The sequence below is a fragment of the Paraburkholderia sp. RL17-383-BIF-A genome (genome assembly GCF_046028015.1).
GTDB lineage: Bacteria > Pseudomonadota > Gammaproteobacteria > Burkholderiales > Burkholderiaceae > Paraburkholderia.
The window spans coordinates 1-22,448 of record NZ_JARESR010000014.1 but is presented as its reverse complement, the minus strand read 5'-3'; the positions used below and the strand labels follow the sequence as shown (position 1 = coordinate 22,448).

Below are 22,448 nucleotides of genomic sequence, written 5' to 3'. Positions count from 1 at the left end.
CAGGCTCGCTACCCCCTCGCCTCCCGCATCCGCTCATTCAGCAGCCGATGCATCAGCGCAAGCTCGCCCACCGCATCCGCTTCCAGCGAAGTCAGCCCATCCCGCGCCGGCAGCGCGTGACGCACCGGCCGCAAGGTCCGATCCAATGCGGCGTCGATATCCGCGCTCACGGTCGCGATCCACGCGTCGAGTTCGTCGTGCGTGTCGCGCCGGTTGGTACTCAGACGCAGTTGCGTCGCGGTGCCGGCCATTCTTCGCAACACGCTCAGCACCGTCAGCGTCACCGTATCGGCCATCGAGTCCTCGAGTTTCTCAAGGCGCATCCGGCCGATCGCTTCTTCCGCGTTATTGCTGCCCAGACCCGCGGCCCGGCGCAAGCGCTCCATTTCCTTCTCGCTGCGGCGAGGCGACGCCAGCGCGGCTCGCAGATACGCGAGATTGGCGCGCACCGCTTCGCCCAGATACGCGCGGTAGTCGATCTTTTCGCGCGTCGGCCATAGATAGAACGTGGCCAGCAGCGCCAATACACAGCCCAGCACGTTGTTGCCGAGCCGCGTGATCGCATAGACGAATTCGCTGGCGCCCGGCGTCGCGAAGTCGGCCACCAGCACGAAGGTCGGCGTGAGAAACAGCACGAAGAGACTGTAGCTCACGGGACGCAGCGCCATGGTCGCCATCACCAGCGGAAACACCGCGAGGGAAATGCCGAGCGGCGAATGGATCGCGTAGCCGATCGCCGCCGCCAGCACGCCGCCGACGATGCTGCCCGCCGCCCGCTCGATACTGCGCGGCCAGGTCGCGGCAATCGAAGGCTGCAAGATCAGCAGCGTCGCCATGGTCGCCCAGTAGCCGAACGGCAGCCCGAGCGCGCGAATCACGAGAAAGCCGGCGGTGGTCGTCACGCCGACGCGGGCCGCATGCCGCAAGCCGACGGATTCGACCGACAGGTTCGCCTTGAACGTAGCCCAAATGCGCGTGAAGAGGCGCGTCGCGCTGTCGCGCCAACCTTCGGGCTGCGCATACACCGGCGCGAAGTCGACCAGTTCGAAATCGGACTTCAGCGACACCGGTTCCGACAACGCGGTTTCGAGCCGCTTCGCAAAGCGCCGCAAACGCAATTGCAAAGCAGTGAGACGCTCCCACTGCGCATCGTTGACGGCTGCGCCGATGTCGCGCAGCAAGTCGCCCATCACGGCCAGCAGCCGCGCCGCGCGTTTCGCGCGCCATGCGTTATCCGGCGCTCGCTCACAGGCGCCGGACACGGCGATCAGGTAAGCGAACAACGCTTCGCCGTCGGTCAGCAAGCCGAGCAGCGTGTCGTAGGTTTCGCGGCCGCCCGTTCTCGACGCCGGCACCCGCGCCAGCACTTTGCGCGAGCGTTCGAGCGCGGCTCGGGCATCGGCGCGAAATTTCGCCGCATGCGTGGCCCATTCGCCGCGAGCCGCGCGCCGTTCGAGCAGCCGCGCGCTATCCAGCGCGATATCGGCCAGACGCAGATACACGGCGCGCAGCGTCGAGCGGCTCGTACCGAACGGATGAATGCGCCAGACCGTCAGACTCAGCGCGACAGCGAACAGGCAGCCGACCAGGTAGATACCGAGAAACGCCATACCTTGCCGCACATCGTGCATCGGCCGATCGACCATCACGACGCAGGCGGTCGCCACGAGAATCGTCACCTGCGATGTAGCCGCGCCCCAGATCCTGCCGAACGCGCCAAGGCTCGTGAACAGCAACACCGCGAGCGCGGCGACCACCGTTCCCTCTGCGGACGCGAAAGAGGTCAAGCCACCGCACACCGTGGACAGCACCGCGAAGCCCATCATCGATGCAAAGCGGGCGCGGTTGGAGCCGGCGGCATCGGCGAGACAGGTCCAGAAGGCGCCGATGGCGGCCCACGCGAACATCGGTTCATGCAGCACATTGCCCAGCGCGAGCATGGCCGTGGATGCGCAAGCCGCTCTCAAGCCTTCCGACAGACTGGCCTCGCTCGTGGAAAACGACACCATCCAGACCGGCCGCTTGCGATAGATCGCGCTCGCGACGGCATACAGCCAGTTCGACCAGCGCAGCGAAGACGACGACGGGTTGGACTTGCGATTCAGCATCCGGACGGTGGGCTCAGAAGAACAGGGATTGGCGCCGCATCAGCGCATTGAGAAAGGCCGGCGAAACAACGTGAGCGCATCGGCTGCCCCATGATAAGGGTTTACCCCTAATTATAAAAATGCATTCGGTTCATCCAATCGATGCGCTACGTCTATGCTCCCTTCTGAAGACTATGTAACGCGCCGGCCTCCCGCTTCGACTTGCAAATGAAAAAACCGCGCGGCCCTTGCAGGCTCGCGCGGTTTTTTTGTCCACCAAACGTGACGCAGCTTACTTCTTGTAGTTCGCCGCGCCTTCGGTGATTTCCTTGTGCGCGGCTTCGATATCCGCCCAGCCTTCGACCTTCACCCACTTGCCCTTCTCGAGCGCCTTGTATTGCTCGAAGAAGTGCTTGATCTGATCTTTCAGGTACGCCGGAACGTCGTCGATCGACTTCAGGCTTGCGGTCATCGGGCAGACCTTGTCGTGCGGGACGGCGACCAGCTTCGCGTCCACGCCGGATTCGTCGGTCATTTGCAGCATGCCGAGTGCGCGGGCACGCACCACGGAGCCAGCCAGCAGCGGGAACGGCGTGATCACCAGCACGTCGACCGGGTCGCCGTCGCCCGACAGCGTTTGCGGAATGTAGCCGTAGTTAGCTGGATAGCGCATGCCCGTGCTGATGAAACGATCGACGTGGAGCAGGCCCGTTTCCTTGTCGGCTTCGTACTTCACCGGATCGCTTTGCGCCGGGATTTCGATGATGACGTTGAAATCTTGCGGAAGGTCTTTGCCTGCGGGGACGTTATTGAAGCTCATGAGCGCTCTCTGGTCGGGATGGAATTCGGAACACGGCGTGCGGCGCGCTTGCTCGAACGGGATGCAACGTAAAACTCGCCTCGAGCAGCGGCGCTGCGGCCGGACAGTGCTGAATACGCCATTATAGCCAATCACCTAATGGCATCCCTCGGAACATCGGGGCGATAATCGTCGGGCGTCTCTCGATTGTGCCTCTCGTTTGTGAACACCACGTCACCGCCGCGCGGTGCTCGTGACACCTCAAGGAGCCTGCATGGAAGAAGCCCGGCATTTCATCGGCGGCGAATGGTCCGCCGCATCAGGCGGCGAGACGATCGCCGTACTCGATCCCTCTGACGGCCAACCCTTTACCCAACTCGCACGCGGCACCGCGGCGGATATCGACGCTGCCGTGCACGCCGCGCGCCGCGCGTTCGAAGGCCCTTGGGGCCAAGCCAGCGCCGCCGAACGCGGCCGCATTCTGTACCGGCTTTCCATGCTGGTCGCCGCGCGCCAGGAGGAACTCGCCCAACTCGAAGCTCGCGACACCGGCAAGCCGCTCAAGCAGGCGCGCGGCGATTCCGCCGCCCTCGCCCGCTATTTCGAGTTTTACGCCGGCGCGGCGGACAAGCTGCACGGCGAAACGCTGCCTTACCAGACCGGCTATACGGTACTGACCATCCGCGAGCCGCATGGCGTGACCGGCCATATCGTGCCGTGGAATTACCCCATGCAGATTTTCGGGCGTAGCGTGGGCGCGGCGCTCGCCGCCGGCAACGCCTGCGTCGTCAAGCCGGCCGAAGATGCGTGCCTTTCCGTGCTGCGCGTCGCCGAACTGGCCGCCGAGGCCGGTTTGCCGGCCGGCGCGCTGAATATCGTCACCGGCTACGGCCATGAAGCGGGCGCGGCGCTCGCGCGTCATCCGGGCATCGATCACATTTCGTTCACCGGCTCGCCGGATACCGGCAAGCTCGTCACGCAAATGGCCGCCGAGAATCACGTGCCGGTCACGCTGGAGCTCGGCGGCAAATCGCCGCAAATCGTTTTCGCCGATGCGGACCTCGACGCCGCGTTGCCCGTGCTGGTGTCGGCGATCGTGCAAAACGCCGGGCAGACCTGTTCGGCGGGTAGCCGCGTGCTGATCGACCGAGCCATTTACGAGCCCTTGCTCGACCGGCTGAGCAGCGCGTTTCACGCGTTGCGCGTCGGCCCTTCGCAGGCCGACCTCGACTGCGGACCGCTGATCAGCGCGAAACAGCAGCGGCGCGTGTGGGATTTCCTCAACGATGCGCAACACGACGGCATCGCCATGGCGGCGCACGGCGAGGTGATTCCCGAAGCGCCGGAAGCCGGCTTCTATCAGGCGCCCACGCTGTTGCGCGACGTGCCCGCGAGCCACCGCCTCGCGCGCGACGAAGTATTCGGACCGGTGCTGGCCGCTATGTCCTTCAGCGACGAAGACGAAGCTTTGAATCTCGCCAACGGCACGCCATTCGGTTTGGTCGCCGGTATCTGGACGCGCGACGGCGCACGGCAGATGCGGCTCGCGCGCCGCCTACGCTCCGGCCAGGTGTTCATCAACAACTATGGCGCGGGCGGCGGCGTGGAATTGCCGTTCGGCGGCGTCAAGCATTCGGGCCACGGACGCGAAAAAGGCTTCGAAGCGCTCTATGGGTTCACCGTGCTGAAGACCATTGCCATCCGGCACGGTTAGCGGGCGCGGCACGCACTGGCATCACCATCCACAACGAACAACGGAGACATCATGCGGTTGACAGGTAAAACAGCCATCGTCACAGGTGGCGGCTCGGGTTTCGGTGAAGGCATTGCGAAGACCTACGCGCGCGAAGGCGCGAACGTGGTGGTCAACGATCTGAACGGCCCGGCCGCCGAGCGCGTGGCGAGCGAAATCGCGCTGGCCGGCGGCAAGGCGATCGCAGTGGCGGGCAACGTCGCCCAGCGCGAGGACTGGCAGACGCTGCGCGCGGCCGCGCTCGAAGACTTCGGCAGCGTGCAGATCGTCGTCAACAACGCCGGCACCACGCATCGCAACAAGCCGGTGATGGAAGTCACGGAAGCCGAATTCGACCGCGTCTACGCGGTGAACGTGAAAAGCATCTACTGGAGCGTGCAGGAATTCGTGCCGTATTTCCGCGAGCAAGGCGGCGGCTGCTTCATCAATATTGCGTCCACGGCGGGTGTGCGGCCGCGCCCTGGGCTCGTCTGGTACAACGGCAGCAAAGGCGCGGTGATTATCGCGAGCAAGTCGCTGGCGGTCGAGCTGGGTCCGGACCGGATTCGGGTGAACTGCGTGAATCCGGTGATCGGCGAGACGGCGCTGCTGTCCGAATTCATGGGCGTGGAAGATACGCCGGAAAATCGCCAGCGCTTTCTCGCCGGCATTCCGCTCGGGCGTTTCTCGACGCCGCAGGATATTGCCAACGCCGCGCTTTATCTGGCCTCGGACGAGGCGGAGTTCATCACCGGCGTGTGTCTCGAAGTGGACGGCGGGCGCTGCGTGTAGCGCCGCGTCGGACCATTCCAGCGAGGGCGGCCGCTGCACCGCCCTCGCGGCAGTCAGTGTTTTCCCCCGGTATCGATTCGTCGTGCAAAGCACTGAGCGCGGATAGAATCGATCGACGGCGGTACTTCAATTCCACAAGAAAAGAGGAGACACCATGGCTAGTCCCGCAAATCCGCTCCACCATCCCGGCGCGGGTGCGCCACCTTCCACTTTCGAAGAGGCCACCTACCGCAAGGTCACCTGGCGGCTCGCGCCGCTTCTGATGCTCTGTTACGTGGTCGCGTATCTGGATCGCGTCAACGTCGGTTTCGCCAAGCTGCAAATGACCAGCGATCTTGGGCTGAGCGATGCGGTGTACGGATTCGGCGCGGGAATTTTCTTTGTCGGCTATTTCATCTTCGAGATTCCGAGCAATGTGATTTTGCATAAGGTCGGCGCACGGGTGTGGATTGCGCGGATCATGGTGTCGTGGGGCGTGATCTCCATGCTGACCATGTTCGTGACTACGCCGACGATGTTTTATGTGATGCGCTTTCTGCTTGGTCTGGCTGAAGCGGGGTTCTTTCCCGGGATCATTCTTTATCTGACGTACTGGTATCCGTCGCATCGGCGTGGTCGCATGACGACGTGGTTCATGACGGCGATTGCGTTGTCGGGTGTGATCGGCGGCCCGGTGTCGGGTTATATCCTGAAGACCTTTAACGGCTTGAACGGCTGGCATGGCTGGCAGTGGCTGTTTCTGCTCGAAGGCATTCCTTCGGTGATCGTCGGGATCATGGTGTTCGCCATGCTGGACGATCGGATCTCGAAGGCGAAGTGGCTGACCAAGGAAGAGCAGCAGTTGCTCGAGCGGCATGTGTCCGCGGAGGAAGCGACCAAGCATGACATGCCGATTCGTCAGGTGCTCACGAGTGGGCGGGTGTTGATGCTCAGTCTGACGTACTTCTCGTTTGTGATGGGGTTGTATGGGGTGAGCTTCTGGTTGCCGACGATTATTAAGGCGACTGGGGTGACGGATGCTTTCATGATTGGGTTGCTGTCGGCGATTCCGTTCGCGGGGGCTGTGGTGGCGATGGTGTTTGTGTCGCGTAGTGCGGATAGGAAGCGGGAGCGGCGGTGGCATATTGCGCTGCCGGCGTTTGCGGGGGCGATTGGGTTGGTGCTTTCGGTCGTGTGGACGCATAACACTGTGTTGGCGATGGCTTCGCTTACGCTTGCGACGATGGGGATTCTTACTACCTTGCCGTTGTTTTGGAGTTTGCCTACGGCGATTTTGGCGGGGACTGGGGCGGCTGCTGGGATCGCGATGATTAATTCGATTGGGAATCTGGCGGGGTTTTTGAGTCCGTATGCGGTGGGGTGGTTGAAGCAGGCTACGGCTGCGAATGATTCGGGGATGTATATGTTGGCGGCGTTTATGGTGCTGGGTGGGTTGCTGGCTATTAGTGTGCCGGCGAAGATGGTTAATAAGTGAGGCTTTGAGAGGCGGGGCTTGGCGGTAATTTCCTGTTGAGGCTTTCCGTGGGTGTGCGAAGGAGCAATCACTTTGCCACCGAATACGTCGGCTTCGACGGATGTTGGCCGACTGCGCCGAGGGCGGGAGCCGGCCATCTTTTGCCGGTCGAGAATGGCAGATTCGGAGCGGCCGATAAACTCGCGGTGGACCGGTGTTGGCGTGGAATTGAAATGACAACGCGTTCCCTTCGAATCTCGAAAAATCTTCACACGAGTTGGCTGGTCGAGTGCGCCAGTGATGCAACCCAAACGTCGTACTGGCAGGAGCGCCTGCTGGGTTCAGGACCGAATAAAGCAAATGACGATCGAACAATCTAAAACGCAGTTGATCTCGCTCGTCGGCAATGCCGACCTAAAAGTCATCGCGCTGACAGGCGCTTGGGGCACCGGCAAAACCCACCTCTGGAACGAGATTCGCAAGGAGTCGCAGGACCCAATTGTCGAAGGCGCGCGCTACGTGTCCCTCTTTGGCGTGAAAGACATCAATCAGCTCAAGCTCAAGGTGGTCCAAAGCGCGCTCCCAGTAGGCGGAGACAGCAGTTCGTTGACAGAAGGTCTGATGAAGACTTGGAAGGTCAGCGTCGACGCCTTGAAGAAGGTCCACGAAGGGTTTTCGGCGCTCGACGAGCTTGCGCTGGTAGCAGTTCCTGTCGCCTTGCGCAACCGATTCGTAGTCGTCGACGATATCGAGCGCAAGCACGCCTCGTTGTCGGTTGACGAGGTCCTAGGCTTCGTTGACGAATACTCTCAGAATTTTGGTACGCGATTCCTCTTGATTCTCAACTCGGATCAGTTCTCCGCAACTACCGACAGCGCGCTCTGGGCGGCGTTCCGAGAGAAGGTGGTCGAAGAAGAACTTCGTTTCACGCCGACACCTGGGGAGGCGTTTGACATCGCGGTTCCGAACTTGGATAGCCCTTACCGCGCGACGGCCAGGACTGCGGTGGACGCCTGCGGGATCACCAATATTCGGGTCATCCGTCAGGCTTACCGTCTTGTGGTTCGGCTCCTCGGTGCGACTGGGGACATGCCTCTCGCGATACAGGCACGAACTGTTCCATCGATTGTGCTCATTTCTGCTCTTGCAAACAAAGCCATCAAGGACGGGCCGACTCTGGAGTATGTTGCAGGCTACAACCGCGGTTCTGGCGACTTTATGAGGCGCTACCTCGGGCAGGAAGGCGATGCGTTCAAGGAGAAAGCCGAGGACTCAACGCCAGCCGCATGGAAAGTTCTGCTGTCAAAGTTAGGAATCAATTCTTCGGACGAATTTGAAGAACTGGTTGTCGCCTTTGTTTGCGACGGAAGGCACGACGCGCAGGCGATTGAGGCCATCGTCCAAGGCTACCAGGACAACGAGAATCGCACCGAATCTAGAAATCTCGCGCAAGCATTCTTTGAACGTTGCTATTGGGACGTCACAGACTGCGACGACGATCTCGTAGCTGATGCGGTCAAGCTCATCGCCAGAGTCGCCGACCTTGACGCCTACACTGTCACGGCGCTCGGAAAACAGATGGCCGACCTGCCTGGCGGTGCCAAACTTGAAGAAGATTTGATTGATGGTTGGTTGGCTCACTTCGCGACCATCGCCGACAACACCGAATTCGGTGAATCACCGTTCCGTCGGCCGCTACACCCAAAACTTAAGGCGGCAGTCGACAATGCGCGCGATGCTCGAATTCACAGTGCGACCGTCGTCGATGCCATCAAGTATCTTCTTGAGAACAGCGGTTGGGGCCATCGGGAAGAAGCGGCGATGAGAGCCGCTACGATCGACGATTTCGAGACTGCGATGCGGACGATGAAAGGTCGTGATTTCAAGCTTTTCGTACTTAAAGGTTTGGACATTCTCGAGCAGAACCAAATGTACGAGAACCACTTCGGCCAGGCTGGGATGAATTTCTTGGAAGCATGCCGGCGCATCGTCAGAGCCGAGAAAGAGAACCGTTTCGGACGGTTGTTGCGGACGTTGTTCGCAGAGAGCAAAGTACCGGAGCTTTTGGTCGAGGGCGGAATTGAATCCAAGCCCTAGGTATCGACAGCGGTCGACTGCAATGCAGCGGCACGAGGGCGACTGTCCGCAGATCTTTAATCGCCATCCAACCTCCATCGAGAGCACGGGCCTGCGGTGACATCGCCTTCGTTACTCGACTGTACGAGCGTCAGCTTCTGGGCGCCCAAACCAGTACTACCGATGTCGGGTATGGGTCGATCAGAGCCTGTCGTCGCCGGGCTCAGTTCGGCCACAATCGGCCGTTCAGTATTGGTGAATACATTGTTGACAAACTCGTGTGCTGTCTACCGTAAATGTGGCTGCAATGGAAAACAAGACATCTGAATCTAAAAAATCAGCAAGCGCGCAGATGCTGGACGCGATAAGCAGCTTCATCGCGAGGCTTAACGCCGTCCCCGGTTGGCGGGAGGCACGAGTTTCGAACTTGGTAGCCGCGATGGACCTCGACGGCATTTTTTCGGAGCCGAGCGGCAAGGAGAAGCCGATTGCACTGCCCCCTGAATTGGACCTGCAACATGCCGTTGTCATTCGTTACCTCGAATTGTGCGACCTCGTGCTCTCCATAAAGACCTGTGAGTATTACTTCCGCCGCTTTCCGTTCAATGGCTCACCCGTTACTCGGCATGAACACCTAAGCAACGTCTGCGAGTTGTACTTCAGTCGTATTTATCAGTTCAAGGAGCGCCTGAAGCATTTAGTCGACGCTGTCGACGTCTTGGTGCCCAAACATGGTATTCAATTCGGTCCATTCATCAAACGATTCGCCAAGGAATTCGATCAAGAAATTCGGGAGCGCAACCAGATTCACCACTTTGAAAAATTTGCGGATCTCGGTATCGAACGCGTCTTTCTGACCGGGATGCACGACTTGGTGTTCCCGAATGGAGGGTGGAAAGCAGAACAACGTGCGTATTACAGGAAGGTCGCGAAAGAATGGGCCCAGCGTGTTCGTAGCCGAGGAGCGCGATTGGATGAGTTCCTTGAGGCGGTCGCCGAGGCGCTTCTGCGAGGCTGCCCGTTCCTCGCCGATCGTAACGCTATCTAGCGCTCCGAATGGCTGCTGACTTGCTGAGCAACGCCTATTTCGTCCATCTTGTCGCACGAGCTCTTCGAGCAACTTCACCGATGGATAGAGGTAGCGTTACGACCTGCCGCTTTTAGTTGAGTGCAACATCAGACCCGACAAATTCCACCGAATCTAGGCTTTCTAAACGTGGCCTCGACATCGTAATTGCGACATCCTTCCCCTTTCCTTTGACGTCGAATTCCGTACTCCACGTCAATCCAACGCTCACAAAGGGCAATCGATATTGGACGAGCCGCAGAGAGGCTTCCGTTGGGATGGTTGGTCCGAGACCGAACAATCCATTGCGAGGAAGAACTTGGGCAACGGGCGGCATCGGAATGGCTTCCCCCGGAGTAGCGTCGTCCGATTGGATAGCACTTGGGAAAATTTGATCAATACCCGTCAAACCGTGCCCAACGGTAATTAAATCTTGATCAGTGAGCAGCCCCTCAGGATACGGTCCAGAAGGGACAAGCCGCTGCGCCACTCTATAGACCGAATATCGGCATGTAAAGTACAACCGACGCATGTCTTTTCTTACGAAACTTGGCTGCGAGAATTTTTGCGGACGGAGCGTCACATTGAACAAGCCGGGAATTGCCTTTGAAAAATGCTCGGGAAAATTGGCATTCGACAAGCGCCAAACATTATCCCAAAACTCACCAGCGCCAATCAGTACTTCGTTTGCCCGCGCCGGCAATTTTTCCGCGATTTCAGTAGGAATGTCAGACGCTAAAAAGTTCAGTTCCGCACTGAGTTCATCAGTGTTCTTCAGCACCTTCCAATTATGGCGGATTCGCTGATTGACATGCTCGCTCAACACGGCGTCGTCGGTGACGAGAACGATTGAGTCAGTGCCGTGCGCCGGCAGATCACCCCATATTTGAATGAACGTCTCAGCTACCATTGCATCCTTGAAACCCTTCTCTTTGTCTTCATTCGGATCGAAGGGCGGCAGTCTGGAGCCCGCGGCATCCATCAGGGTATTCCAGTCCACAAACGATGCCTCACACTTTCGCTCTTGCACGTTGAGCCGCTTCATCTCAGCCTCCGCGAGTTGGCTGATGCGCCCGTGTAACTCTTGGGTGTCGCCCACCCAAGTCTCACCAAAAAGCGCCGGCATGTTTCGCGCCAAGGCGGCTATCTGCTTCACCTTTTTCCGCATCGCGTACTCGCGTTCCAAACGAACCATTCGAGGAATGATCCACATCAAGTCAAGGTGCGCGTGTGCGGGATCCTCAATGAGCCTCGCGGCCTCAGGTGCAAAAAACTGGTCTTCGTGATTAGGATTATAGATAGCGTTCGTATCGAACACGATATACAGCTTTGCCATCGGTGTTGCTCCCGGTTGACGTGATATTTCGTTGGAAGCTCTCGAACCACTCGTAACGGTATCACCCCATGTCGATTCCTCGGATATTGATTAGGTTTATCCCTGTTACGATAACTGCAAAGACAAAAGAGGATCAATCCAAATGCCCAGCCATTGCTACTGGTCGGTATGTTTTTTTCATCTGTCCAAGGATGTGCCGAAGTTTTTCGGCTTCGCGGAATACCTCGCTGCCGTGGCACTGATGGCGTTGGCTTGGACCATCGCTGACGTGCGCTATAAGTTTCGGGTCGCAACCGCACCGATTCCGCTTCAAATTACAACATATTCGGTTGTCGGGGCTGTTGGATTGCTCACGTTGGTGACCGACTTATGGCGAGCCAAGCAATGGCTGGTCCCTGAGGGCTGGCTTTCATCCGCAGGTTGGCAGGCGCTACTGGGCCTTATTTTCCTCGCCAACTTTATGGTGTGGGTGTGGTATGCGTTTATAAAGCCGCCCACCTATTCCAGGTGGAATGCATTCCGATTTGCCCGCGAGGTATACCGTGCGGTTTTGCGAAGCTCGCCAACGGAGCTTCCGGAGGTCGCCGACGAGTTGGCGCGCTCAGCGCGCGCGATCGTGAAGCACGCTTGGCTTCGCCATGAGGCACAGACCGCTTCCCAAATGGCTCCTCGATACCAGCAGAAGCCCAGCAGGGAGTTCTTAGCGCGAGATTGTGCTCACGAAATTCTGTTGATTATTGCCGATAAGCGGTTTTGTCGACATGTCGTCGTTTCCGCCCCAGTCATCGCAACGGAATTGTTTGACGAAGTACGCGCGCAGAATCGTCATCACATTGCGCTTGGCACCTTCGCAAAAAACTTCACCGCGGCGGCCATCGCAAACAAAGACTCGTTCGCATTTCATGAGACCAACGGGTACTACACCGGGTTCTTTGGCCATCAGAAGCCCATCACGAGAGCCATCTACGAAGACTACCCTTTGGTAACTTCGCTTCGGGAAGTCTTCAATATGGATTTCGAAGAACAGCGTCGCTGGGATTCCGCTCAGTGGGAAGCGTTCTGCCGACTGAATTTAGTAACTATCGAAAGCGCGATCAGTAGCGGAGTAGGTTCAAGTTATGATCCAATAATAGGTGGTGCTTTCAATCACGTCGAGCGTTCCGTTAATTCGCTGTACAAGCTTAACGGTAAGCCAACGGACGCTTGGGATGACGATGAGCTCCGCAAGCTCCGAATCGCAGTGACCTTTGTCATGGATGTCGTGAAGATCTTAAACAAGCATTTCGACAAGACGTTTATCGTGCCGAGACGGGCCAAGAGCGATCATAGCAAGGACGTATGTGACATGATTGCGGGGCTAATGTTCGAGCTGATATCCAGTGCGTCGGCCATTAAAGAACCGCGGGAATTGTGCTGGCTTGTTCAACGGAACTATGTCTGGAACGAGTTTTTTGGGAAATTTGAAGCAGATGGACCGGCTGTTGAGATGGTTCGATTTAAACTCCGCCGCTTACTGCTCAAAGAAATTACCGGACACTGGAACTATCAAAGCAGCCGTATTTTGGGGTTGATGTTAAACGTGATGGGCTTGATAGTGCACGGAAATGAATTCACTGCTCCGACTAACTCATTACATCGGGCAGTCATTCGATGGACAGTCAAGAATTATGCTCGCCTTGCGACCCAGATGCCGACAGTATCCGAAAATGTCTTGGTTGATCGGATGACCTATGATCCCGAAGGGCCAAGCCTCATTTTTACGCGAGAGCCACTGCTCGACCACCGGGTGTCGCCTAACGTTCTCAAGCTGAGACCGTTCATCGAAGATGTATAGGCGGCGAGGTTACCCTAGAATTTCCAATCGTGTGAATGATTATTGGCTAAACGGATTCTGTTTTCTCAAACACCGCTATCGCGTTGTATACGTTTCTTCTCTTATCATCACGCGCGCGAGTGAGGCAAGGTCGATCCACCGCGCACTCAAAAATGCGGATACGTTCGAACCACCGGCAGGTACCTGAAAGCGGCTTCGGCCATTGCGCTGGCTGTCAATTTGGAGTGGCGTGGCAGCGCTCGTACCTCGTAAGCGACCGTTCGGCGCATGGTAAGGGTATCGACCGGTCAGGGTTGACTTCAGCTCTCCTCGCTCCTAAATGCCGGGGACCTCGCTTGGCAGGGATCGAGTGAAGCACCACAAGTCACTAAGGCCCGTGGCCTTCGATGAACTTGAAGTTGATACTTGAAGCATCGTCAGATCCCCCGCCCCGCTCCCCCTTATCCCTTCAGCCAATCCCACCATTTAACCGCAAGACTAAATCCGAGACAGCCCCACTCCCTTATAATTATCAAGTCGTCGGGAAACACCCAGCGACCAGGTTTGACAGCCTGTGGCATAAACCGCACACCCGCCCAGGCGGGTCGTGCGACTACCTCTGCACGTCTATATTTCAATGGGCGGGCCTTGGTAGGGGAGCCGCAAGGCTCGCCGGTTTGTTTATGCCCCGGTCTGTCAACCCTACTTCGTGCCCGCTCACCCCTCCTCCAAAGAAGCGTGTCCGGGCGATCCACCCCACCAACAAGGAGATCGCACCATGACCAGGCCCGTCAAAAATCAACCGGCTTCGCGTCCGCCCGTCGACGCCCTCCAGTACGAAAAGCTTGCCCTTTCCGCGTTCGACTTATGCGACCGGCAGCTGGGTCAACTGGACACGTTGATCACACTGGCGTCATCGATAGTTAGAAATCCTGCGATTACCCACGACGAAAGAAAGCGTCGTCAGACGCTGCTCGAATTGCTGGTGGACACGGCCGAGCAGTATCAGCAGGATCTCGAATACGACCGCGAGTTGTTCCAGGTGATTGCACTCGACGCGAAGGGCGTCGCGCGCAGCCGCCTCACGGCGCAGCATGCGACGAACTTGCTGACTAAAGCGTCGCAGCGAGCAGAGGCGTCCATCGAAGCAACGAAAGCGTCGCCCCGCAAAAAGCCCTCCACGAAAAGCGTGATCGAGTCGCCGTCCGCGACCGTGCAACAGCCGTCCACCGCGCCGCACTAAGACCGTACCGAGCGATCAAATCGAGCCTCGCCTAACAGGCAACCGCCGGCACAAAAACAAATGGCCGCAGCATCCGCTGCGGCCATCAACCCATCAACTCACGAACTAAAAAACCAGCCGTCTCAAGCCCTCAAAGCAGCGCACCAAGAACAGATACGCCGCCCCAAAAACCCTCAAACAATATTCATCGCCAACGCACTCTCGCGATAATGCTGGCTCGCCTTCTCCGTATCGCCGAGCTGTTCATGCAAACGCGCCAACGCGCGATGCGAGCGAATCTTCAGCGTCTCGTTGTCCGCGAGTTTCAGCGCGCGTTCGAGGAACGATTGCGCCTTACCCCACAGTTGCTGATGCAGGCACAAGCGGCCCAGCGCGAACATCAGGTCCGCATCTTCCGGACGATCCTTCTGCCACGCTTCGGCCTTCTGAATCAGCGGCAACGCGTCGCCGCCCGCCGTATCCGGATAGCGGCGCAGCAAACGCGCGTCCCAGTTTTGCGCCAGCGCTTCCTCGACGATCTTGCGCGCTTCCTGCGGACGGTTCAGCGCCACCAGCAACTCGGCGGCGAGATCCGCGAGACGCGGCGAATGGCGTTCGGTGGCCGACAGCGAATTCCACAACTCCAGCAGCGCGTCGGCATTGTGGCGCCGGTCACGCAACAGGTTTTCCGCCGCGATCTGACGCAAGCGCACCGCCACGGCCGGATGAATCGCTTCGCGTTTTTCCAGCGTCTTGACGAGCTTGAGCACCTCGCCCCAGTTCTTCAACTGCTGTTGCGCGCGCAACGTGATCTGCTGCGCGTGAATCCGCCGCGCGCCCTGCGACTGCATTTCGGTCAGCGCGGTCAGCGCGCCGTCCGCGTCGCGGCCATCCGCGCGCATGTCGGCGGTGGCCATCAGGCGAGCGTCCTGCCAGTCGGCTTCGTTGATCTGCGCGAGCCATTCGTCGCGCCGCGCATATTCATGCATGCGATGCGCGGCAGTAGCCGCGATCAAACCGGCCGCGCCCTTGTTGTCGCCATTCGCGAGCGCGTCTTTGGCCGCCTTTTCAGCGCGCGAAAAACGCCCGGCATACAGGTTGCCGATCGCATCACGCAGCGCGGCATGCGCTTTCGCGACACGCGAACGCGCGCGATACGCGGCCACGCGTTGCGGCATGCGCCAGATATTGCGGAAGATGCGCAGCAGCGCATACAGCAGGATGAACAGCACGACCAGTCCGACCACGAACAGATTCAACGACATGTCCACGCGGTACGGCGGATAGATCAGCAGCACCTGCCCCATATCGAAGCGTCCCACCACCGCCAGCACCACGGCAATGGCGAACAGCAATGCAAGCCATAGAAGTCCCCGGATCGCCATGATTAACCTCGGCTCCGGTATTGATTGACGGCCTGCAAACTGTTGCTCAGATTTGGCAGTTCAACCGCGGCCGAGCCCGCCTGCACCTGCTTGACGAGATCGCTCACGGTCTGGGTTTTCTTCGACGAATTGTCGAAGTAGCGCGTCAGCGCATTCTGCGCGGCGAGCAGGTCGGACTTCAGCGTGGTCTCGTTGCGCGAGAGCAAGGCAAGACGCGCGGACAGCAAGCGCAGCTTGAGATTCTCGCGCACGAAGTAGCCCTGATCGGGCGTGACCAGCATCGCGTCGGCATTGTCGATACGGCGCACCTGCACGAGGCTCGTCAACTGCTGGCCGATGCCGGTGCTCACCTCGCGCCACCACACCTTCCAGCGCGGCTCGCCGGTGGCCGCGGCCACCTTGGCCGTATCGGCCCACGTTGCGGCTTGCGGCGTGGCATGAGGGATCGGGGCTTCGCCGGAGAGCGGCAGGTCGTCCACGTGGTCGATCGCGTTGTCGAGCTTGATGGCCAGACCCGTGAGGTCGGTGGACGGCGCGACCTTCAGCTTGTCGATGTCCTGCGCGATCGCCTTGCGCACGGCGACCGCTTGCGGGCTGTCCGACGCGGCGAGTCGCGTGTCGGCGCTTTGCAGCGCGAACAGCGCGAGCTGCGTGTTGCCGGTGAGCTGCAACTGCTGGCTGGCGGCCGAGAGCATCTGGCCGACTTCGGCGAGCGTCCAGTCGTCGCGATTGCGCGCGAGATCCGCGTACTGTTGTTGCAGCGCCTGCTGCGCGCTTTGCGCATCGGCGAGCTTGCCTTCCAGTTGCGCGACCTGCGAGTCCGATTGATGCACGGTGGCGAGCGCCTGGTCCGTCTTGATGCGCAGTTCGTTGGTCTGCGTGTCGTTGGCCTGCTGGCGCTGCACGAGTTGCTGCTCGGTGCGCTCCACCTTGCGATTGAGCGCATAGCCGCCCACGCCCGCGGCACAAGCAATGATCACGACGACAAACCACAGCAGCGGTCCGCTCGCGCTAGAACGCTTTTGCGCTTCGTAGGGCGTGAAGGGTGGATTCGGCGGCAACGCAGTGGTCGCGGCAGGCTGGGGTGAAGCGTTCGTGGATGCGTTCGTTTCAGTCATGCGTGATTTAGCCGGTGAATGAGCCGGGTTGGACGGTACCGGTTGAACTACGGTCGGGACGGCGGCAAGCAGGGTGCGGACAATGCGCTCATCGCCCGCGCCGGACACCGTAATGCTATCAAAACCCAATGCCCGCGCGGTCTGCGCAATTCGCGGATGCGGCGTGACAAGCGTGGCGCGTTTGAGCTGCACGATTTCGTCGACGGTGAGGTGGTCTTGCGCCAGTTCGTGCAGATTGCGCACGCCTTCGGAACTGGTGAGCAGCCACGCGTGCGGTTCGCCCGCGAGCAGTTCGTGCACGCGCGCCCAGCCGCCTATCGACGGTTCCGGCACGAGGCGCCGGTACGCCGCGACGGTCTCGACTTCGGCGCCGGCTTCACGCAGACGCTCGGCGAGCCACTCGCGGCCGCCGTCGCCGCGCACGATCAGCACGCGCTTGCCTTCCAGGTTCGTTGCGCCGAGCGCCAGATCGATCGCCGCGAAGAGGCCTTCGGAATCGAAACGCGCGGCTTCTTCATCCGCGCCGGAGGGCGGGCTGATCACGTTGTACGCCGGCGCGCTCACGCCGTGGCGCGCCAGCGCCTGCACGCTGCCGGGACCGACCACGCCGATCGGCAGCGCATGCGGCCAGATCGTGTCGCTGTGGGCGAAGGCGTGATCGACGGCATTCGGCGACACGAACACGACGAGCGCATAACGTTCGAGCGAACTCAGCGCCGCGCGCAATGGAGCGTCGTCCGTGACGGGTGCGACGTCGATCAATGGAAAATCGAGCGTGGCGAGGCCGACTTCGGCGAGCCGTGCGATCAGTTCGTTCGACTGACCGGCCGGTCGTGTAATCACGACCGTGAACGCCGCCTTGTCGACGGCTGGGGATGCGTTGCCGGGAGTATCGGCCGCCATCACTCGCCGGTCACCGCGCTGTCCGCCGCAGCGGCGCCGCCGGCGGTGCCGAGTGCGCGAACGATGTCCATCGCGCCTTGCTGCGCGAGCGCGTCCGCGACTTCCTGGCCGAGCGCGAGCGCATGCTCGACGGTAGGCGCGGGCGCCGAAGCGTGCGCGCTCAACACGCGCTGGCCGTCCGGCGTCGCGACGATGCCGCGCAGATGCAGTGCGCCATCGTGCCAGGTGGCATACGCGGCGAGCGGCACTTCGCAACTGCCGCCGAGCGCGCGCGAAACCATGCGCTCCGCTTCAACGGCAGCCGCCGTATGTTCGTGATGCAGCGGCGCGAGCCATGCCGCGAGGTCCGCACGGTCGGCGCGAATCTCGATGCCAAGCGCGCCCTGCCCCGCTGCGGGCAAGCTGTCTTCGGGATCGAGCAACGCGCGGATGCGCTCGCCGAGACCCAGACGCTTCAAACCAGCCGCCGCCAGAATGATCGCCGCGTAATCGCCGCGATCGAGTTTGGCGAGGCGCGTGTCCAGATTGCCGCGCAATGGCCGCACTACGAGATGCGGATAGCGCATGCGCAGCATGGCTTCGCGACGCAGGCTGGAGGTGCCGACCACGGCGCCTTCCGGCAACGCGGCAAGCGAGTCGTACGTGTTGGAGACCAACGCGTCGCGCGGATCTTCGCGCTCCATGATGGTGGACAACGCGAAGCCCTCGGGCAATGCCATCGGCACGTCTTTGAGCGAATGCACGGCGAGGTCGGCGCGGCCGTCGGCCAACGCGGCTTCCAGTTCCTTGACGAAGAGGCCCTTACCACCAACCTTCGACAAAGTGCGATCGAGAATTTGATCGCCACGTGTTGTCATTCCGAGGATTTTTACGTCACAAGATGGATATAATTTGTGCAGCGCACATCGCACATGCTCCGCTTGCCACATGGCCAGGCGGCTCTCTCGCGACGCAATCACAAGCGTGTGGGGTGGCGTGGAAAACGTCTCGGTGTTCATTAGCTTGCTGATCGAATGACGGGATGTAATAACAATCAATGTTAGCACGCGCTCTCGCGTCTCAAGACGCAGTGGAGCGCCGTGCTGAAGCGGTATCGATGGAGGAGACGGGCTTCGCGCGGCGCGCGCCGGCCCAGACCCCGCCTGTTCAAGCACGGTCGTTCGCGCACCGTGCTCCGGCATGCGGGATGATGCAATGCGGCGCAACGTGCCGCAAGCGCTTCACATGGGCGTCGTGCAAACGCTCGGCAGCATGAAGGCGCGCAGTTCCTCTCAGGCGTATCGCCATCGGCGCAGACCGCTTCTTGCTGTTCACTTGCTGTTCACGTTGCAGTTCATAGTGCAGTTCCGCAGTAGCAGTTCATCACTCAACAGACCCTGGCTTCCCTGAGGAAACCCATCGTGACGTCTTCCGGACCGGCGCGCCCTGCCCGCCGCAACACTGCATCGCCCAACGCTCGAGCGGCCGACGCCGCCGCGGCGCCCACCGCTTCTGCCGCCGCTTCTGCTTCCGCCAGTCAGCCCGCTCCGGCCAAACGCGCCGGCAAAGCCGCGCAGGCTGCCAACGCCGCCAAAGCCGGCAAGCCCGCCAAAACGTCCACGCCCGTCAAGACGGACAAGGCTGTGAAGGCTGTCAAAACGGATAAGACGGCGAACAAGACGACGCAGGCCGCCTCCAAGGCCCCGGCGCAGAAATCGGCCAAGGCCGGCTCCACGAAGGTCAAGATCGTCGCCGCACCGAAGGCCGATAAGGCCGATAAAGCCGCGCAAGCGCCCACGCTGCAAGCCGTGACGGAGCAGACCGCCGCGCCTGCGTCGAAAGGCAATGGCCGCACGCGCGAGGACAAGGACCATCCGCTGTTCCAGGACATCCGTTATCTGGGACGCCTGCTCGGCGACGTGCTGCGCGAGCAGGAAGGCGACGCGGTGTTCGACGTCGTCGAAACGATCCGTCAGACGGCCGTGCGCTTTCGCCGCGAAGACGACAGCGCCGCCGCACAGACGCTCGACAAGAAGCTGCGCTCGCTGAGCCCGGAGCAAACGGTCAGCGTGGTGCGCGCCTTCAGCTATTTCTCGCATCTCGCGAACATTGCTGAAGACCGCCACCGCAATCGCCGTCACCGGATTCACGAGCTGGCCGGCTCGACCTCGCAGCCGGGCACGATCGCCCACTCGCTCGAGCGCCTCGTCGAAGCGGGCGCGGCCGCCACGCCGGTCCTGCAAGAGTTCTTCAACAACGCGCTGATCGTGCCGGTGCTCACCGCGCACCCGACCGAAGTGCAGCGCAAGAGCATTCTCGACGCGCAGCACGACGTCGCGCGCCTGCTCGCCGAACGCGACCAGCAACTGACCGACCGCGAACGCGCGCACAACGAAGCGATGCTGCGCGCCCGCGTCACGTCGCTGTGGCAAACGCGCATGCTGCGCGATTCGCGTCTCTCCGTGGCCGACGAAATCGAAAACGCGCTGTCGTACTACCGCGCCACCTTCCTCGAAGAAATCCCGGCGCTCTACGCCGATATCGAAGAAGCGCTCGCCGAGCACGGCCTCGAAGCGCGCCTGCCGCCGTTCTTCCAGATGGGCAGCTGGATCGGCGGCGACCGCGACGGCAATCCGAACGTCACGGCCGAAACGCTCGAAAACGCGATCACCCGCCAGGCCGCGGTGATATTCGAGCACTACATGGAACAGGTGCACAAGCTGGGCGCCGAGTTGTCGGTGTCGAACCTGCTGGCCGGCGCCAGCGACGCCCTGAAGGAACTCGCGGAAATCTCGCCCGACCAGTCGCCGCATCGCACAGACGAGCCGTATCGCCGCGCGTTGATCGGCATGTACACGCGCCTCGCGGCAAGCGCGCGCGTGCGTCTCGGCGAAGGCAGCGTGCCGGTGCGCAGCGCGGGCCGCGGCGCGGCGCCGATTCGCGCCAAGCCCTACGCGGACTCCTCCGAATTCGTGCGCGACCTGCACGTGCTGATCGATTCGCTCGCCGAGCATCACGGCGCGCCGCTCGCCGCCCCGCGTCTGTCGCCGCTCGCGCGCGCCGCCGAGGTGTTCGGCTTCCATCTGGCGAGCATCGACTTGCGTCAGAGCTCCGACGTTCACGAGGCGGTGATCACCGAGCTGCTGCGTCGCGCGGGCGTCGAAGAAAACTATGCGGGGCTCTCCGAAGCGGACAAGCTCACCGTGCTGCTCTCGGAACTGGCGCAGCCGCGTCCGTTGCGTCTGCCGTTCGCGGAGTACTCGGACCTCGTGAAGAGCGAGCTCGGCGTGCTCGAAGAAGCCCGCCGCACGCGCGAGAAATTCGGCGCGCGCGCGGTGCGCAACTACATCATTTCGCACACGGAAACCGTCAGCGATCTGGTTGAAGTGATGCTGCTGCAAAAGGAAACCGGCCTCTTGCGCGGTTGCCTCGGCAATGCGAACGATCCGGCTCAGGCGGCCCTGATGGTGATCCCGCTGTTCGAGACGATCCCCGACTTGCGCAACGCGCCGCACATCATGCGCGATCTGATCGCGCTGCCGGGTGTCGATGCGCTGATCGAACATCAAGGCAACGAGCAGGAAGTGATGCTCGGTTACTCGGACAGCAACAAGGACGGCGGCTTCCTCACGTCGAACTGGGAGTTGTACCGCGCCGAACTCGCGCTGGTGTCGCTCTTCAACGAGCGCGGCGTGACACTGCGTCTGTTCCATGGACGCGGAGGCACCGTCGGCCGTGGCGGCGGCCCGACCTATCAGGCGATTCTGTCGCAGCCGCCGGGCACCGTCGACGGTCAGATCCGTTTGACCGAGCAAGGCGAAGTGATTGCCAGCAAGTTCGGCAATCCGGAGATCGGCCGCCGCAATCTGGAGACGGTGGTCGCCGCGACGCTCGAAGCGTCGTTGCTGCCGCACGGCATCGCGCCGGCGCAACTGCCCGCATTCGAAGAAACGATGCAGCAGTTGTCCGATACGGCGATGGCCTCGTATCGCGCGCTGGTCTATGAAACGCCCGGCTTCAAGGAGTATTTCTTCGAGTCGACGCCGATCGCGGAGATTGCCGAATTGAATATCGGCAGCCGTCCCGCTTCGCGCAAACTGCAGGATCCAAAGCAACGCAAGATCGAAGATCTGCGCGCGATTCCGTGGGGTTTCTCGTGGGGCCAATGCCGTTTGCTGCTGACCGGCTGGTACGGATTCGGCAGCGCGGTGGCCGCGTATCTAGACGGCGCGCCGAGCGACGCCGAACGCACGCGCCGTCTCTCGCTGCTGCGGAAAATGCACAAGACGTGGCCGTTCTTCTCGACCCTGCTGTCGAACATGGACATGGTGCTGGCGAAGACCGACCTCGCGGTCGCCTCGCGCTACGCCGCGCTCGTGTCCGACAAGAAGCTGCGCAAGCATGTGTTCGAGCGGATCGTCGCGGAATGGGAGCGCACGTCGAAGGTGTTGTCGGAGATCACGGGCAAGAGCGAACGGCTTGCCGAGAACCCGCTGCTCGCGCGTTCGATCAAGAACCGCTTCCCGTATCTCGATCCGCTGAATCACTTGCAGGTCGAGTTGCTCAAGCGTCACCGCGGGGGCGACACCAACGCCCGCGTGCGGCGCGGGATTCATTTGAGCATCAACGGGATTGCGGCGGGCCTGCGCAATACGGGCTAAGCGCGCAGGCCGTTAAGGGCAGGCAA

The 22,448-nt window shown here is 60.9% G+C and carries 14 protein-coding genes; 8 read left to right on the top strand and 6 right to left on the bottom strand.

Features of this window, described 5'->3' with window-relative positions:
- Positions 1 to 8: 8 nt before the first annotated feature.
- Complete coding sequence (locus tag P0D71_RS17650) at positions 9 to 2,108, bottom strand: FUSC family protein (RefSeq protein WP_408481291.1); 2,100 nt, start codon at positions 2,106 to 2,108, stop codon at positions 9 to 11.
- Between the two features lie 271 nt (positions 2,109 to 2,379).
- On the bottom strand, positions 2,380 to 2,907 hold the full coding sequence (gene ppa / locus P0D71_RS17645; RefSeq protein WP_408186077.1) for an inorganic diphosphatase: 528 nt from the start codon (positions 2,905 to 2,907) through the stop codon (positions 2,380 to 2,382).
- A 253-nt stretch (positions 2,908 to 3,160) separates the two neighbouring features.
- Between ppa and P0D71_RS17640 the strand changes: the two genes are divergently transcribed.
- The 5 genes from P0D71_RS17640 to P0D71_RS17620 all read left to right on the top strand — a co-directional run bounded on the left by P0D71_RS17640 (position 3,161) and on the right by P0D71_RS17620 (position 9,987).
- Entirely contained in the window at positions 3,161 to 4,600 is a 1,440-nt protein-coding gene (locus P0D71_RS17640; RefSeq protein ID WP_408344969.1) for an aldehyde dehydrogenase family protein, read from the top strand.
- A 51-nt stretch (positions 4,601 to 4,651) separates the two neighbouring features.
- On the top strand, positions 4,652 to 5,410 hold the full coding sequence (locus P0D71_RS17635; RefSeq protein ID WP_091796257.1) for an SDR family oxidoreductase: 759 nt from the start codon (positions 4,652 to 4,654) through the stop codon (positions 5,408 to 5,410).
- Positions 5,411 to 5,564: 154 nt separating this feature from the next.
- Complete coding sequence (locus tag P0D71_RS17630) at positions 5,565 to 6,884, top strand: MFS transporter (RefSeq protein ID WP_408481289.1); 1,320 nt, start codon at positions 5,565 to 5,567, stop codon at positions 6,882 to 6,884.
- Positions 6,885 to 7,223: 339 nt separating this feature from the next.
- A complete protein-coding gene (locus P0D71_RS17625; protein WP_408481287.1) occupies positions 7,224 to 8,960 on the top strand; it encodes a P-loop NTPase fold protein in 1,737 nt (578 codons plus the stop codon).
- Between the two features lie 286 nt (positions 8,961 to 9,246).
- Positions 9,247 to 9,987, top strand: a complete 741-nt coding sequence (locus P0D71_RS17620) for a hypothetical protein (RefSeq protein WP_408481285.1) — start codon at positions 9,247 to 9,249, stop codon at positions 9,985 to 9,987.
- A 112-nt stretch (positions 9,988 to 10,099) separates the two neighbouring features.
- Here P0D71_RS17620 and P0D71_RS17615 read toward each other — a convergent pair whose 3' ends face one another.
- A complete protein-coding gene (locus P0D71_RS17615) occupies positions 10,100 to 11,341 on the bottom strand; it encodes a PIN domain-containing protein (RefSeq protein ID WP_408481283.1) in 1,242 nt (413 codons plus the stop codon).
- 142 nt (positions 11,342 to 11,483) lie between these two features.
- Here P0D71_RS17615 and P0D71_RS17610 point away from each other — a divergent pair, with 142 nt between their 5' ends.
- Positions 11,484 to 13,175 (top strand): hypothetical protein, encoded by a 1,692-nt coding sequence (locus P0D71_RS17610; protein WP_408481278.1) that lies wholly within the window; start codon positions 11,484 to 11,486, stop codon positions 13,173 to 13,175.
- Between the two features lie 757 nt (positions 13,176 to 13,932).
- Positions 13,933 to 14,397: a hypothetical protein gene (locus P0D71_RS17605; protein WP_408481276.1), complete on the top strand. Its 465-nt coding sequence runs from the start codon at positions 13,933 to 13,935 to the stop codon at positions 14,395 to 14,397.
- Positions 14,398 to 14,570: 173 nt separating this feature from the next.
- Here the strand turns inward: P0D71_RS17605 and P0D71_RS17600 are convergent, their stop codons facing one another.
- From P0D71_RS17600 to hemC, 3 genes are read right to left on the bottom strand one after another with little or no spacing between them, the layout of a single operon-like run.
- Positions 14,571 to 15,761: a heme biosynthesis protein HemY gene (locus P0D71_RS17600; protein ID WP_091796275.1), complete on the bottom strand. Its 1,191-nt coding sequence runs from the start codon at positions 15,759 to 15,761 to the stop codon at positions 14,571 to 14,573.
- A gap of 2 nt (positions 15,762 to 15,763) precedes the next feature.
- Positions 15,764 to 17,782, bottom strand: coding sequence for a fused uroporphyrinogen-III synthase HemD/membrane protein HemX (gene hemDX, locus P0D71_RS17595; protein ID WP_408481274.1), 2,019 nt, complete (start codon positions 17,780 to 17,782; stop codon positions 15,764 to 15,766).
- On the bottom strand, positions 17,782 to 18,780 hold the full coding sequence (gene hemC / locus P0D71_RS17590) for a hydroxymethylbilane synthase (RefSeq protein ID WP_408297452.1): 999 nt from the start codon (positions 18,778 to 18,780) through the stop codon (positions 17,782 to 17,784). The genes hemDX and hemC overlap by 1 nt, the downstream gene beginning before the upstream one ends.
- A 402-nt stretch (positions 18,781 to 19,182) precedes the next feature.
- On the opposite strand from hemC, the gene ppc reads away from it, so the two are divergent.
- The gene (ppc, locus tag P0D71_RS17585) at positions 19,183 to 22,422 is read left to right on the top strand and encodes a phosphoenolpyruvate carboxylase (protein ID WP_408481272.1); all 3,240 of its coding nucleotides are present in this window, start codon (positions 19,183 to 19,185) and stop codon (positions 22,420 to 22,422) included.
- Positions 22,423 to 22,448 lie beyond the last annotated feature (26 nt).